Source organism: Geobacillus sp. PLS 41 (genome assembly GCF_056494105.1).
Genome location: NZ_CM151395.1, coordinates 3,501,221 through 3,514,210 on the forward strand (window position 1 = coordinate 3,501,221; position 12,990 = coordinate 3,514,210).

At 50.9% G+C, this 12,990-nt stretch carries 10 protein-coding genes, 21 tRNA genes and 1 rRNA gene; 3 read left to right on the top strand and 29 right to left on the bottom strand.

Annotation, left to right across the window (positions count from 1 at the left end):
- Positions 1 to 21 precede the first annotated feature (21 nt).
- The gene (locus ACVX3G_RS17495) at positions 22 to 702 is read left to right on the top strand and encodes a response regulator (RefSeq protein WP_011230062.1); all 681 of its coding nucleotides are present in this window, start codon (positions 22 to 24) and stop codon (positions 700 to 702) included.
- A gap of 58 nt (positions 703 to 760) precedes the next feature.
- On the opposite strand, the gene ACVX3G_RS17500 is transcribed toward ACVX3G_RS17495, so the two are convergent.
- Together ACVX3G_RS17500 and ACVX3G_RS17505 are read right to left on the bottom strand one after the other, a co-directional pair.
- Positions 761 to 1,240: a type 1 periplasmic-binding domain-containing protein gene (locus ACVX3G_RS17500; protein WP_223812643.1), complete on the bottom strand. Its 480-nt coding sequence runs from the start codon at positions 1,238 to 1,240 to the stop codon at positions 761 to 763.
- Positions 1,126 to 1,401 carry a LacI family DNA-binding transcriptional regulator gene (locus tag ACVX3G_RS17505; protein ID WP_306372130.1) on the bottom strand — a complete coding sequence of 92 codons (276 nt, stop codon included), beginning with the start codon at positions 1,399 to 1,401 and terminating at the stop codon, positions 1,126 to 1,128. The genes ACVX3G_RS17500 and ACVX3G_RS17505 overlap by 115 nt, the downstream gene beginning before the upstream one ends.
- A gap of 233 nt (positions 1,402 to 1,634) precedes the next feature.
- Between ACVX3G_RS17505 and ACVX3G_RS17510 the strand changes: the two genes are divergently transcribed.
- Positions 1,635 to 2,345, top strand: a complete 711-nt coding sequence (locus ACVX3G_RS17510) for a hypothetical protein (RefSeq protein ID WP_033012744.1) — start codon at positions 1,635 to 1,637, stop codon at positions 2,343 to 2,345.
- A 75-nt stretch (positions 2,346 to 2,420) separates the two neighbouring features.
- Here ACVX3G_RS17510 and yhbH read toward each other — a convergent pair whose 3' ends face one another.
- The 5 genes from yhbH to queG all read right to left on the bottom strand — a co-directional run bounded on the left by yhbH (position 2,421) and on the right by queG (position 8,669).
- Complete coding sequence (gene yhbH / locus ACVX3G_RS17515; RefSeq protein WP_025039066.1) at positions 2,421 to 3,578, bottom strand: sporulation protein YhbH; 1,158 nt, start codon at positions 3,576 to 3,578, stop codon at positions 2,421 to 2,423.
- Positions 3,579 to 3,886: 308 nt separating this feature from the next.
- On the bottom strand, positions 3,887 to 5,782 hold the full coding sequence (locus ACVX3G_RS17520; protein ID WP_011229990.1) for a PrkA family serine protein kinase: 1,896 nt from the start codon (positions 5,780 to 5,782) through the stop codon (positions 3,887 to 3,889).
- A gap of 325 nt (positions 5,783 to 6,107) precedes the next feature.
- Positions 6,108 to 6,581: a tRNA (uridine(34)/cytosine(34)/5-carboxymethylaminomethyluridine(34)-2'-O)-methyltransferase TrmL gene (gene trmL, locus ACVX3G_RS17525; RefSeq protein WP_011229988.1), complete on the bottom strand. Its 474-nt coding sequence runs from the start codon at positions 6,579 to 6,581 to the stop codon at positions 6,108 to 6,110.
- A gap of 20 nt (positions 6,582 to 6,601) precedes the next feature.
- Positions 6,602 to 7,465, bottom strand: a complete 864-nt coding sequence (locus ACVX3G_RS17530; protein ID WP_011229987.1) for an amidase domain-containing protein — start codon at positions 7,463 to 7,465, stop codon at positions 6,602 to 6,604.
- A gap of 61 nt (positions 7,466 to 7,526) precedes the next feature.
- Complete coding sequence (gene queG / locus ACVX3G_RS17535) at positions 7,527 to 8,669, bottom strand: tRNA epoxyqueuosine(34) reductase QueG (RefSeq protein ID WP_011229986.1); 1,143 nt, start codon at positions 8,667 to 8,669, stop codon at positions 7,527 to 7,529.
- Between the two features lie 52 nt (positions 8,670 to 8,721).
- Here queG and ACVX3G_RS17540 point away from each other — a divergent pair, with 52 nt between their 5' ends.
- Positions 8,722 to 9,387, top strand: a complete 666-nt coding sequence (locus ACVX3G_RS17540) for a B3/B4 domain-containing protein (RefSeq protein ID WP_011229985.1) — start codon at positions 8,722 to 8,724, stop codon at positions 9,385 to 9,387.
- Between the two features lie 300 nt (positions 9,388 to 9,687).
- Here ACVX3G_RS17540 and ACVX3G_RS17545 read toward each other — a convergent pair.
- From ACVX3G_RS17545 to rrf, 22 genes are all read right to left on the bottom strand, one after another.
- Positions 9,688 to 9,759, bottom strand: a tRNA-Glu gene (locus ACVX3G_RS17545).
- Positions 9,760 to 9,763: 4 nt separating this feature from the next.
- Positions 9,764 to 9,856, bottom strand: a tRNA-Ser gene (locus ACVX3G_RS17550).
- Between the two features lie 7 nt (positions 9,857 to 9,863).
- Positions 9,864 to 9,938, bottom strand: a tRNA-Asn gene (locus ACVX3G_RS17555).
- A gap of 209 nt (positions 9,939 to 10,147) precedes the next feature.
- Positions 10,148 to 10,221: transfer RNA gene (locus ACVX3G_RS17560), tRNA-Ile, on the bottom strand.
- 6 nt (positions 10,222 to 10,227) lie between these two features.
- Positions 10,228 to 10,298 (bottom strand) — tRNA-Gly (locus ACVX3G_RS17565).
- A gap of 171 nt (positions 10,299 to 10,469) precedes the next feature.
- Positions 10,470 to 10,542: transfer RNA gene (locus ACVX3G_RS17570), tRNA-His, on the bottom strand.
- A 7-nt stretch (positions 10,543 to 10,549) separates the two neighbouring features.
- Positions 10,550 to 10,625: transfer RNA gene (locus ACVX3G_RS17575), tRNA-Thr, on the bottom strand.
- 356 nt (positions 10,626 to 10,981) lie between these two features.
- Positions 10,982 to 11,072: transfer RNA gene (locus tag ACVX3G_RS17580), tRNA-Ser, on the bottom strand.
- Positions 11,073 to 11,091: 19 nt separating this feature from the next.
- Positions 11,092 to 11,168 (bottom strand) — tRNA-Ile (locus ACVX3G_RS17585).
- A 5-nt stretch (positions 11,169 to 11,173) separates the two neighbouring features.
- A tRNA-Met gene (locus tag ACVX3G_RS17590) sits at positions 11,174 to 11,250 on the bottom strand.
- Between the two features lie 17 nt (positions 11,251 to 11,267).
- Positions 11,268 to 11,340 (bottom strand) — tRNA-Ala (locus ACVX3G_RS17595).
- Positions 11,341 to 11,348: 8 nt separating this feature from the next.
- Positions 11,349 to 11,422 (bottom strand) — tRNA-Pro (locus tag ACVX3G_RS17600).
- A 6-nt stretch (positions 11,423 to 11,428) separates the two neighbouring features.
- A tRNA-Arg gene (locus tag ACVX3G_RS17605) sits at positions 11,429 to 11,502 on the bottom strand.
- Positions 11,503 to 11,507: 5 nt separating this feature from the next.
- Positions 11,508 to 11,593: transfer RNA gene (locus tag ACVX3G_RS17610), tRNA-Leu, on the bottom strand.
- Positions 11,594 to 11,598: 5 nt separating this feature from the next.
- Positions 11,599 to 11,673: transfer RNA gene (locus ACVX3G_RS17615), tRNA-Gly, on the bottom strand.
- A 7-nt stretch (positions 11,674 to 11,680) separates the two neighbouring features.
- Positions 11,681 to 11,753, bottom strand: a tRNA-Lys gene (locus ACVX3G_RS17620).
- Positions 11,754 to 11,925: 172 nt separating this feature from the next.
- Positions 11,926 to 11,998 (bottom strand) — tRNA-Thr (locus tag ACVX3G_RS17625).
- A 234-nt stretch (positions 11,999 to 12,232) separates the two neighbouring features.
- Positions 12,233 to 12,308 (bottom strand) — tRNA-Phe (locus ACVX3G_RS17630).
- Between the two features lie 29 nt (positions 12,309 to 12,337).
- A tRNA-Asp gene (locus ACVX3G_RS17635) sits at positions 12,338 to 12,413 on the bottom strand.
- 5 nt (positions 12,414 to 12,418) lie between these two features.
- A tRNA-Met gene (locus ACVX3G_RS17640) sits at positions 12,419 to 12,495 on the bottom strand.
- A 181-nt stretch (positions 12,496 to 12,676) separates the two neighbouring features.
- A tRNA-Val gene (locus tag ACVX3G_RS17645) sits at positions 12,677 to 12,752 on the bottom strand.
- 8 nt (positions 12,753 to 12,760) lie between these two features.
- Positions 12,761 to 12,877: ribosomal RNA gene (rrf, locus tag ACVX3G_RS17650) — 5S ribosomal RNA — on the bottom strand.
- Positions 12,878 to 12,990: the final 113 nt, after the last annotated feature.

The window sequence follows — 12,990 nt, forward strand, 5'->3', positions numbered from 1 at the left end:
GAGACGAAGGAGGAAAAGGCTATGTATCGCGTGTTGTTGATCGAGGATGACCCGATGGTGCAAGAAGTGAACCGGCAAATGATTGAACAAGTGGACGGCTTCACCGTCATCGGCCTCGCTCGAAACGGTGAAGAAGGACTCCACCTCATTCACGAGCTCCGTCCGGATTTAGCGATGATTGATATTTACATGCCGCAGCTGGACGGCCTTGAAACATTAAAACAAATCCGCGCCCGCGGCCATGAAGTTGATATCATCGCCATTACCGCGGCGAGCGACATTGAAACGGTGCGCCGCGTCCTGCAAAACGGCGCCTTCGATTACATTGTGAAACCGTTTAAATTTGAACGGCTCAAACAGGCGTTGGAAAATTATCGGACGTTCCGCCGGTCGCTTGCGGAAAAGGAATCGCTCACCCAGGTGGAACTCGATGCCCTAAGGCGGGCGACTGAACAACCGGCCGGACCGTCCTCCGAGCTTCCGAAAGGACTGAATGAGGTAACATTGGAAAAAGTGATCGCCTATTTGCGTCAACACCGCTTCCCCGTTTCCGCCGAGGAAGTGGCCGAAGGAGTCGGCATCGCCCGCGTCACCGCCCGCCGCTATTTGGAGTACCTTGAGAAAACGGGAAAAGTCGTGCTCGATGTTCAATACGGCGGCGTCGGACGCCCAGTGAATCGGTACCATCTGAAAGCAACATAACACGATGCCGTTTCGAGCGGCTTCAAGCTGGTTGTCAGAGACGGAAAGCCAGGCCCTATTATGCCGTATCCCGCACCAGCAACCGGGCAGGCAGCTCTTCCTGCTTTCGCGTCACATTGCCTGTCTCCAGCCAATGATGAATCAAGCGAAACGCTTTCCCTCCCAGCTGAAAATGTGGCAAAGCGACGGTGTAAACAGCAAGAAAATCGTGCTCTCTGACATGTTCGCATAAAACGATGGGACCGTCTTCCTGATAAGCGGCAAACGCCTCCCAGCCCACTTCGCGGGAGCACACGATCAGCCCATCCATTTGCCTCATCCGCAGCCGCTCTAACGCCTCGAGTTCCCTCTCCACGTCATAATTCGTCTGAACCAAAAGCAGTTGGTAGCCATAACGGAGCGCCTCTTTGGGTATACCTCCCATTATCGCAGAAAAATAAGGATGATGAATGTACGGAAGCATAACGCCGACAATCGCTGCCCTTCCTTTCGCCAAATGGACGGCCTGAATATTTTTCGTGTAATTGAGCTTCTCCACTGCTTCCCAACCGTCTTCCGCTTTTCCTCGCTCACATACGGATATCCGTTCAACACCCTTGATACAGCAGCCACCGATACGCCTGCCTCTTTCGCCAAGTCACGGATATTGGCCATATTCACACACTCCCTAAAAAAGACTTGCCTTGAAACGCGTTTCATACATTATTGTGGATCCTGCCATCTAGTATACATGAGGAGGGGGACAACATGCTTTACGGATTTGCTTCACTCGTTCTGCTCGTCGCCGCTGTTTGGGGCGGGGCGCATATCGCCTTGCACGTCAAACAACGTGCAAAAACAAACAAGCAGAAAAAATAGGGAAACCATTCTGTTTGTTTCCACCGTTTCAATTGGTATAATGGGGAGTATATGGAACGTAAGGAGGAATGAACATGACTCGATACTGGAAACTGTTGTTCTCTCTCGCTGTCGCCTCCGCCTTGCTGGTTGGCTGCGGAATGAAAGCGCAGGAGTCAGCAACAAAAGCAACGAAAGAACAACAGCCAGCCGCCTCAAGAGAAACGTCCGCCAATGTGCAGCCGCCAAACGAAAAGCAAGCTTCTTCCGGCCAATCGGATGCGGCGGCGAGTAGACAAGCAGCCGCAAAGGAAGAAACCTCCGGGCAGCCGCCCGCTGACGAAGAGCAACCTGCCTCTTCGCAGCCAACGACTTCTTTGTCCTATCGGACAGGAAACCAAACCATCACCGAAACAGCGACGCTGCAAACGAGCGACAATCAACATTTTTCCCTCTATGTTTTGGAAGGGTGGACGCTTGACGCCGAAGAACCGAGTGCCGATGTCCTGCTTCATGGCGACGCATTCGCCCGCATCCGCTTGCTTTCTCCGGGTGAAACAAACTATGAACAACTAGCGAAAGAACATGCCCAAGCAGTCGACGCCAACGCCGCCCGCCAACAAACGGACGGGTTGCCTAAGCCGTTCACTGATGCGGTTTGGTACACCGCCCAAACAGACGGCGTCACGGTTCATGTCATCGCCAGCGCCCAACCGACGCCGATGCTATTGACCGTACACGCTCCAAGCAGCGAAGACGTGCTTGGCGCCGTGCTCGCCATGGTTGCTACATTACAAAAGCAATAACGTATCCAACGGGGAAGGAAACCGCTCTTCCCCGCTTCCAAAAAAAAGAAATCCCCCTTCCAGCCAACAAGAGGATCAAACAAGCTGCTTGCTCTCTTCTTTGCGGAAAAATGTTTTCATCGCGTGGAACACATCCGATTTTTGCTTCAAAATATAGTAGCGGAACTTTTCATCCTTAATATTGCGATACGCCGACATGAGCGTGGAATGGCGATTGTACTGGTTGACTTCCCCATACCCAAACATGTTCGATACTTTCATCAGCTCCTGAACAAGCTTCACGCAGCGGGCATTGTCCGATGTCAGGTTGTCGCCGTCCGAGAAGTGGAACGGATAAATGTTGTAGCGCGACGGTGGATATTTTGTCTCAATGAGTTCAAGCGCCTTGCGGTAGGCTGATGAGCAAATCGTTCCACCGCTTTCCCCTTTCGTGAAAAACTCCTCCTCACTGACGACTTTTGCTTCCGTATGATGGGCGATAAAGGCGATGTCCACTGTTTCGTATTTCGTGCGCAAAAAGCGGGTCATCCAGAAGAAAAAGCTGCGTGCCATATATTTTTCCCACATGCCCATCGATCCGCTTGTGTCCATCATCGCCAAGACGACCGCCTTCGATTCTGGTTTGACGACTTCGTTCCACGTTTTAAACTTCAAATCTTCACGGTAAATCGGATAAAAGCCTGGTTTGCCGTTCATGGCATTGCGCTTGAAGGCAGCGAGCATCGTCCGCTTCTTATCGATATTCCCCATCAGCCCGGTGCGGCGGATGTCGTTAAATTCGATATGTTGGGTTACATTTTGATCCAGCTCTTTTCGTTGCAAGTTGGGCAGCTCCAATTGGCTAAAGAACGCTTCCTCAATCTCCATCAGCGACACTTCAGCTTCGTAATAATCTTGGCCCGGCAAATCGCCAGCACCTTGGCCTTTTCCTGGCCCCTGCCCCTCCCCGCTTCCGTCTCGGGCCACCACATCACCGACTTGGCTGTCTCCATTTCCTTGGCCGACGTGTTTGTTTTTCTCATAATTGTAGCGGATTTTGTATTCATCGAGCGAGCGGATCGGAATTTTAATCACATCGCGCCCGTTGGACATGATAATGCTTTCTTCCGTAATTAAGTCGGGCAAATTGTTTTTGATCGCTTCCTTCACTTTTTCTTGATGGCGCTTTTGATCATCATATCCTTTGCGGTGGAGGGACCAGTCTTCCTTCGATACAACAAAATTCCCCTTCATGTTTTCCCCTCCTTTGAAAAAATCATTTTCACACTTTTCGCTTTCCCGCATATACTTATGTTGGCGTCATCAAAACGGGCCATCACTATGCCAAGTTGGTTTATTTTATCGTATGCAAAAATTCAAAATAATTGACCAATGAATGAGGAAAATAGAAAAGTAGACAAGCCCGATTATCAGCTTCGCGCCCTCTTGTTCTCTTCCTTTTAGCGAAGCTCGCTGCGTCGTCTTTGCTCGACCCTCCCTGTGCAACTCGGTCAGACAGAGGAGGAGGATAAAAAAAGCATGCCTCAGCGCTTGAGGCATGCCTAGCGGTTCAACAAGCTGCCGACATAGCGGAGCAATTCGTTGGCTGACGTGGAGTTGTACCCGTATTCATCAATGAGGCGGGCGACGACTTCGTTAATTTTTTTCAACTGCTGCTCATCCGGTGTTTTCGTCGACGTTGTAATTTTCACAATATCTTTTAGATCAGCGAACAGTTTTTTCTGGATTGCCTCGCGCAGCCGTTCATGCGAGTTGTAATCAAATCGCTGCCCTTTGCGCGCATAGGCGGAAATGCGGATTAAAATTTCTTCACGAAACGCTTTTTTCGCATTTTCGGAAATGCCGATTTGTTCCTCGATCGAGCGCATCAGCTTTTCATCCGGATTCATTTCCTCGCCAGTGAGCGGATCGCGCAGTTTCGTCTTGTTGCAGTACGCCTCGACGTTGTCCAAATAGTTATCCATCAACGTTTTCGCCGACTCTTCATACGAATAGACGAACGCCTTTTGCACTTCTTGTTTGGCGATTTCGTCATATTCTTTACGCACAAGCGAAATGAAGTTCAAGTACCGCTCGCGGTCTTCCTTCGTGATCGACGGATGCTGATCCAACCCTTCTTTCAACGAACGAAGCACGTCAAGCGCATTGATCGACGGCACTCCTTTGCGAATGATGCAGGCAGAAATGCGGTTGATGACATAGCGTGGGTCGATGCCGCTCATCCCCTCGTCCGGATGCTCCTTTTTCAGCTCCTCCACATCGACCTCGCTGAATCCTTCGATCATTTCGCCATCATACAAGCGCATTTTCTTCAATAAATCCACATCCGGCCGCTTCGATTCTTTCAACCGCGTCAAAATCGTAAACATGGCCGCAATCCGCAACGTATGTGGAGCGATATGCACGTCGGCGACATCGCTTTCGCGGATCATTTTTTCGTAAATGCGCTCTTCTTCCGAGACGCGCAAGTTGTATGGAATCGGCATGACGATGATGCGCGAATGGAGCGCCTCGTTCTTTTTGTTGGCGATGAACGACCGATATTCCGTTTCGTTCGTATGAGCGATAATCAATTCGTCGGCGCTGATTAAAGCAAACCGCCCAGCCTTGAAATTGCCTTCTTGCGTCAGCGACAGCAAATGCCAAAGAAATTTTTCATCGCACTTTAACATCTCTTGAAATTCCATAATCCCGCGGTTGGCTTTGTTCAGCTCGCCGTCAAACCGGTACGCGCGCGGGTCGGACTCGGAGCCGTATTCCGCGATCGTTGAAAAATCGATGCTTCCCGTTAAATCGGCGATGTCTTGCGATTTTGGATCAGACGGACTGAACGTCCCGATGCCGACGCGGCGGTTTTCCGAGAAGAAAATGCGCTCCACTAGCACGTCTTCAATGCGTCCGCCGTACTCTTTCTCAAGCCGCATCATATTGAGCGGCGACAGCTCGCCTTCGATGCGAATGCCGTATTCGCGGTAAAAATCGTCGCGCAAATGGTGAGGAATGAGGTGAAGCGGATCTTCATGCATCGGGCACCCTTTAATGGCATACACCGCGCCGCGCTCTGTTTTTGAATACTCTTCAAGCCCACGCTTTAGCAAAGTCACAAGCGTCGACTTCCCGCCGCCAACTGGCCCCATCAGCAGCAAAATCCGTTTCCGCACATCAAGCCGCTTCGCCGCCGGGTGGAAATATTCCTCAACGAGCCGCTCAAGCGCCTCCTCAAGCCCGAACAGGTGCTGGCTGAAAAACTTATATCGTTTCCGCCCATTCACCTCTTCGACCCCAGCATCTTTGATCATATTATAAACACGCGAATGAGCCGACTGGGCCACCCACGGCTTTTCTTTTAAAATCTTTAAATACTCAGCAAACGTTCCTTCCCATTTCAACTTTTCTTCTTCTTCCCGATACCGGGCGATTTTTTGCAAAATATCCATAAAGGACCTCCTCACCCTTGGATGTCTAACAGCAAGATTATTACAATTTATGCGAGGATGTCCCGTATCATTCGCCGCAAAAAAAAATTTTGTCTCCTAACAACCAACTGCGGTCATTCACATGCTTGGCCATATTCGCTATAATAAAAGGGGAAACGCCTGCCACTTTCATTATGAAGGAGGAACAAACGATGCGCACTTTGCTTGTGCTAGGGGTTATCATTGCGTTTTTGACGGCCATTTTCACCGCTGGCTATGAAGACAAACCAGGCGTCAGACAATAAGACCAAAAAAACGACCTCCAGAGCGAAGGTCGTTTTTTTGTTTATGACAACCCATAAAACCGTTGTTGGCGCAACGCTTCGTACACTAAAATGGCCGCCGTGTTCGACAAGTTTAACGAGCGCACTTTGTCATTCATCGGGATGCGAAGGCAACGGTCCATATTGGCCTCAAGCAGCTCCTTCGGCAGTCCGGTCGTTTCACGGCCGAACACAAAGAAAATATGTTTTTCTGTATCGCTGAAATCAAACGAATCATAATACCGGCGCCCGAATTTCGTAATGAAATAAAACTCCCCTTCCGGAAAGCGGGCGAATAGTTCGTCAAGCGAGTCATAATACGAAATATTGACATACGGCCAATAATCAAGCCCGGCGCGCTTTAACATTTTATCATCCGTAGAAAAACCGAGCGGGCGGATCAAATGGAGCGACGTATCGGTTGCTGCGCACGTACGAGCGATGTTTCCAGTATTGGCTGGAATTTCTGGCTGGTATAGCACTACATGAAGCGGCATTTCCTTCACCTCAGCAACGTTTATTTGCGATCGATGATGTGAAAAAACTTATAGCGAATGTTCGGCGTATAGGCGCTTGAATCTTCATACGACCAATAGCGCATTCGGCTGTTTGTCGTATGGGCGTTCACAAGCGGCATCCCGTTCTGATCTTTCGCCACCACAATCGTTGAGTGGTCGAAGCGTCCGTCCCCTTGAAAATCATAACAGATGACATCACCTGCCATCAATTGCTCCGGCTCCGCCACTTCCACCGCCTGCAAGCCGATGCGCGACCCGCTCAAATACCAACGAAAAGCATGGGCCACAGCCCAGCTGTAACTCCAACTTCCGTTTTGACACCACCATCCCCTCGCCCGGTTCGGATAGCCCGTCATCGGCGCCCCGCCTGCATACAAGCATTGAGAGACAAAATTCGTGCAATCCACCGGAAACGACGGAAACACCGGGTTATGCCGATTCCACCACGTTTCCGCATACCGCACCGCCCGGGCGCGGTCATACTGGTAAGAAAGACGCTCCCCCGTCCATTGCTCTCGTTCGACGCGCGGCGCCTCCATATCCCTCCCCAACCGGTTGATCGGTTCATCAGTTACAAGCTCACCGCGAACAAAACAGGCGCATCGCTCCTCAACCTGTTCTTCTATATATAGTGAACCCCTTTGCTTAATTAAAAATTGATGGTGGGCAATATACATAACTTTCGCTTCCCGCTCGATGGTCTGCCTGCCGACAATTTGTCCCCGGATCGTGCAACGGACGATCTCCGCACCGCGCTTTTGGCAAAGCCGTTGCTTTCTTGCCGCCTCTTCGCTTCGGATATTGCTTTCCGACACAAACGAGCGGGCTCGCTCATCCAACCACGCGCGCAACTGTTTTTTCATGCTGCTTTCCACCACTTTCGTTTTTGTTACTACCTTATGTGGGGAAGCTGCGTTTTTTTCCCTATTCCTTTGCCTCAGCCAACAGTTTCAGTCCTTTTTCAATCTCAGCGATCACATCGGCATCCGCCTCCGTTTGCCGCGCGGCCTCCAAGTAAGGCTTAGCGCTTGGATCCCCGATTTTCCCGAGCGCCCACGCCGCCGTCCCGCGGATGACGGGACGGCTATCCTCTTTCAACAAACGCAGTAAGTGCGGCACCGCGGTTTGGTCTTTGTAATGGGCGAGCGCCAGAATGGCATTGCGCTGAATCGGCTTTTTCCCACGCCATGAACCCGCCATGGCCCCAAATGTTTCTTTAAATTCACGGTTGCTCATCTGAAGCAGCGGGATGAGCTTCGGCTTTACCGCTTCCGGATCCGGCTCGAATTCTGGATGCAAATGAAAGTCTTTCCCCTTATTTTCCGGGCAGACTTGCTGGCATGTATCGCAGCCGTACAGCCGGTTCCCGATTTTCTCCCGAAACTCGTCGGCTAAAAAGCCTTTCGTTTGCGTTAAAAAGGAAAGGCACCGCTGTGCGTTCAGTTGCCCCCCTTGCACAAGCGCCCCGGTCGGGCAGGCATCAATGCATTTCGTGCACGTGCCGCATCGGTTTTCAACCGGTTCATCAGGGGGAAATGGAATATTCGTAATCATTTCTCCCAAATACACATACGATCCAAACTCCGGTGTAATAATAGAGCAGTTCTTGCCGCTCCAACCGATCCCTGCTCGTTCCGCCACCGCCCGATCAGCGAGCTCTCCGGTATCCACCATCGAGCGAACGCGGGCATGGGGCACTTTGGCCAGCAAAAACTCCTCGAGCTGCTGCAAACGTTCCCGCAACACATCGTGGTAGTCCTTTCCCCATGAAGCGCGGCAAAAAACGCCGCGCCGTTCCGTCTTTGTCCCCCGCGGCGCATTTTTCATTTTAGACGGATAGGCAAGAGCAATGGCAATAATCGATTTTGCTTCCGGAAGAAGCAATGAAGGATTCGTCCGTTTCTCAATATCTGGTTCCTCAAAACCGGACTGATAGCCGAGCTCCTGCTGGCGGCGCAGCCGTTCCTTTAATTCAACAAACGGATCAGCGCTCGCAAATCCGATTTTATCAATGCCGATTGACCGACTGTACTCAATGACTTCCTGCTTTAATGCCATAACATCCATCGTTTTCCCTCCTTTCGTCATATATGGTAAAATGAAATCCGAGGTGATCAAGATGAAATGCGTGATATCAGAACAACTAAAGCAACGCCTTCCTTCTGGTAAATTCGGCGTCATCCGCTATCATCATATCGAGGTCAGCGATTCACCGCAAATGTTAAGGGGGAGGCTTGAGCTGTTTCAAGAATCTCTTTACATCGAGCTGCAGGAAAAGTCGATTGCCGACATCCCTGAGATGGTCGAATGGCGCCGTACTTTCAAACAAATCGGAACGGACCCAAGCCGCTATCGACCGTCAAGTGAAAGCCTGTACCGACGCATCCAGAAAAAAAGCTTCATTCCGCCTATCCATTCAGCGGCGGACATAAACAACTTTTTTTCACTCTATTATAAAATTCCGCTCGGCATCTATGATCTAGACCGCATCAACGGGACAGTGACGCTCACGATCGGCACGGAACAAGATGAATACATCGCGTTAAACGGCCGCACAGTCAACTTTGCCAACAAACTCGTCAGCAAAGATGAACGAGGGCCGTTTGGCAGTCCGATCGTCGATTCGGAGCGGACCGCCGTGACGAGAGAAACGAAAAACGCTTTGCAAATCGTTTACTTTCTCCCATCAACGCCAGAAGAAACCGCCAAGCGCCAGCTTCAAGCCATCCAAACGATGTTTGTGCAAATTCATGGCGGCGAAGCCGACGCCCAATTGTTCATTTGATCTTCCCCCCACTTTCCTGCTGTTGGAAACGGGGGACTCCCTCCCTACTTGAACTCTCTCCCACCTACGCTCACGCGTGGAAGTGGGGGTCTTCTCGGTTTAGGGTGATAAAGAAAAAAACGCAATGCCTCGTTCTTTAACGAAACGAAACACTGCGTTGTCCCCAACAATCATAACGTAATTTTAAAGCTAACGAGAGATATTATAACAGACTTCCACACGCATCGCAAGAAAAAAACGCAAAAATCGACAAAAGAAATTGTACAAAAGGGCACCAGAATCTCTGGTGCCAGCAACCAGTGACCCGTACGGGATTCGAACCCGTGTTACCGCCGTGAAAGGGCGGTGTCTTAACCACTTGACCAACGGGCCATTATGGCGGAGAAGGCGGGATTTGAACCCGCGCGCCGCAAAACTGCGACCTAACGGTTTAGCAAACCGTCCCCTTCAGCCACTTGGGTACTTCTCCAAAGAAATGGCTCCGCAAGTAGGATTCGAACCTACGACCTACCGGTTAACAGCCGGTTGCTCTACCGCTGAGCTATTGCGGAATGATGAATAACTATATGTTATGCTCATCTTCCAAATGTGCTCGTTGCCTCTTCCTCTGCCAGCTAATTCAAGGAAGCGAGATGCGTCGAGGCAACTCGCAGCGAATTCGAAGATGTGAAGCTCGTCGCTCCGATTTTGCTGTGGAACGATGGGGCATTGTTCGCCCATTATTATAGCGAATGACCCAAAAATATTCAATGGAAAATAATGGGCCTAAGTGGACTTGAACCACCGACCTCACGCTTATCAGGCGTGCGCTCTGACCAGCTGAGCTATAGGCCCATAAAAAGCGGGTGATGGGAATCGAACCCACGACATCAGCTTGGAAGGCTGAGGTTTTACCACTAAACTACACCCGCATATCATTTAGTTGAACATCCGCCACGCTGCTTCCATGCCCCTTCCTCTACCAGCTGATTCACAGAAGCCAGATGCGTCGGGGCAACTCGAAGCAGATTCGATGATGCAGATGCTCGTGGCTGAGGTTTTACCACTAAACTACACCCGCAAATATAGAATATAATGAAAAGGGCGACTAGTGGGAATCGAACCCACGCATGCCAGAGCCACAATCTGGTGCGTTAACCACTTCGCCATAGTCGCCTCGTTCTGGTGCCGGCTGCAGGACTTGAACCCGCAACCTACTGATTACAAGTCAGTTGCTCTACCAATTGAGCTAAGCCGGCATATTCAAAATTAGCTAGTGACTCATGTTGTCTGCCTGGTTGTGCCTCTTCCTCTGCAAGCTGATTCGAGGAAGCTGAGTGCGTCGAGGCAACTCGCAGCCAATTCGATGATGCCGATGCTCGTCTCTACCAATTGAGCTAAGCCGGCATATTTAAAATTAGCTAGTGACTCATGTTGTCTGCCTAGTTGTGCCTCTTCCTCTCCCAGCTAATTCGAGGAAGTCAAATGCTCGGTGTCCCTTCCTCTGCAAGCTTATTCAAAGAAGTGGGATGCGTCGGGACAACTCGCAGCAGATTCGACGATGCGAATGCTCGTCTCTACCAATTGAGCTAAGCCGGCACGATTTTAAAGTGCATGGCGGAGGAGGAGGGATTCGAACCCCCGCGCGCCTTGCGGCGCCTCTCGGTTTTCAAGACCGACCCCTTCAACCACTTGGGTACTCCTCCAAAAAAGCAACAATAATAATGGTGGACCTTGTAGGACTCGAACCTACGACCGGACGGTTATGAGCCGTCTGCTCTAACCAGCTGAGCTAAAGGTCCGATAATGGTGGCGGTGGAGGGGATCGAACCCCCGACCTCACGGGTATGAACCGTACGCTCTAGCCAGCTGAGCTACACCGCCAAATTTAAGTCAAAAGGTGGAGCCTATCGGGATCGAACCGATGACCTCCTGCTTGCAAAGCAGGCGCTCTCCCAGCTGAGCTAAGGCCCCATGATAAATCGGGAAGACAGGATTTGAACCTGCGACCTCACGGACCCGAACCGTGTGCTCTACCAAGCTGAGCTACTTCCCGACAAAACGCGCTCGAGAGGATTCGAACCCCTAACCTTCTGATCCGTAGTCAGATGCTCTATCCAATTGAGCTACGAGCGCACAAGTGCCGAGGGCCGGACTCGAACCGGCACGGTAGTTACCTACCCCAGGATTTTAAGTCCTGTGCGTCTGCCAATTCCGCCACCCCGGCGGAAGTGGAGCGGAAGACGGGGCTCGAACCCGCGACCCCCACCTTGGCAAGGTGGTGTTCTACCGCTGAACTACTTCCGCAAGACGATGAGCCATGGAGGACTCGAACCTCCGACCCTCTGATTAAAAGTCAGATGCTCTACCTACTGAGCTAATGGCTCATGGGTTCAATAACACTCCGAGACAACGATGTCCCTTCCTCTACTAGCATATTCGAAGATGTCAGATGCGTCGGGACAACTCGAAGCGAACTCGAAGATGTAGCGCTCGTTACTGAGCTAATGGCTCGCGGTTGCCGCCTTAATGGCTTAAGGGGTTATTAAGGAATAAGAATGCCGGCTGCAGGACTTGAACCCGCAACCTACTGATTACAAGTCAGTTGCTCTACCAATTGAGCTAAGCCGGCACATTTAAAATTAGTTAGTGACTCATGTTGTCTGCCTGGTTGTGCCTCTTCCTCTTCAAGCTCATTCAAGGAAGCCTTGTGCGTCGAGGCAACTCGCAACAGACTCGACGATGCGAATGTTCGTCGCTACCCATTGAACTAAGCCGGGGTGGTTTGAACATCTGACATGTCTGTGAACTACTCCCACTTAGCTTTGCATGAAGCGGGAACCTTCTTTCGGAACTATGATAAAAATGGTGGCTCGGGACGGAATCGAACCGCCGACACAAGGATTTTCAGTCCTTTGCTCTACCGACTGAGCTACCGAGCCATACCATATTTTTCGTGATTTTGGAACAATGGCGGTCCCGACGGGACTCGAACCCGCGATCTCCTGCGTGACAGGCAGGCATGTTAACCACTACACTACGGGACCAATTTTGGTTGCGGGGGCAGGATTTGAACCTGCGACCTTCGGGTTATGAGCCCGACGAGCTACCGGACTGCTCCACCCCGCGATGATGAGAAAGTAAGTTGATTTTCACAATGCTTTTAGTGTTGTTGTTCGTTGCCTCTTCCTCTACAAGCTGATTCAAAGACGCTCGATGCGTCGAGGCAACTCGAAGCGAATTCGATGAAGCAAAGGCTCGTTGCTCCACCCCGCGATGATGAGAAAGTAAGTCAGCTTTTATATTAAGATGGTGGAGGATGACGGGATCGAACCGCCGACCCCTTGCTTGTAAGGCAAGTGCTCTCCCAGCTGAGCTAATCCTCCACGAAATTGCCTAGCAGCGACCTACTCTTGCAGGGGCGCTGGCCCCAACTACCATCGGCGCTGGAGGGCTTAACTTCCGTGTTCGGGATGGGAACGGGTGTTTCCCCTCCGCCATAGCCACTAGGCAACAATGGACAAGTCTTATTATAAGGAAAGTTGACCTGTTGTCAAGACTTTTTCATTCCCTCAAAACTAGATAACCGTGCTCAGGAAGAAGCCGCTCGCCTGCGCTTTTCTT

Bases quoted from the DNA above. Each gene is read 5' to 3' on its own strand.
- ACVX3G_RS17540 (WP_011229985.1), top strand. From the start codon at position 8,722: ATGAAATGCGTGATATCAGAACAACTAAAGCAACGCCTTCCTTCTGGT.
- trmL (WP_011229988.1), bottom strand. From the start codon at position 6,581: ATGCCGCTTCATGTAGTGCTATACCAGCCAGAAATTCCAGCCAATACT.
- ACVX3G_RS17495 (WP_011230062.1), top strand. From the start codon at position 22: ATGTATCGCGTGTTGTTGATCGAGGATGACCCGATGGTGCAAGAAGTG.
- ACVX3G_RS17510 (WP_033012744.1), top strand. From the start codon at position 1,635: ATGACTCGATACTGGAAACTGTTGTTCTCTCTCGCTGTCGCCTCCGCC.
- ACVX3G_RS17520 (WP_011229990.1), bottom strand. From the start codon at position 5,782: ATGGATATTTTGCAAAAAATCGCCCGGTATCGGGAAGAAGAAGAAAAG.
- ACVX3G_RS17530 (WP_011229987.1), bottom strand. From the start codon at position 7,465: ATGAAAAAACAGTTGCGCGCGTGGTTGGATGAGCGAGCCCGCTCGTTT.
- yhbH (WP_025039066.1), bottom strand. From the start codon at position 3,578: ATGAAGGGGAATTTTGTTGTATCGAAGGAAGACTGGTCCCTCCACCGC.
- queG (WP_011229986.1), bottom strand. From the start codon at position 8,669: ATGGATGTTATGGCATTAAAGCAGGAAGTCATTGAGTACAGTCGGTCA.
- ACVX3G_RS17505 (WP_306372130.1), bottom strand. From the start codon at position 1,401: ATGAAACGCGTTTCAAGGCAAGTCTTTTTTAGGGAGTGTGTGAATATG.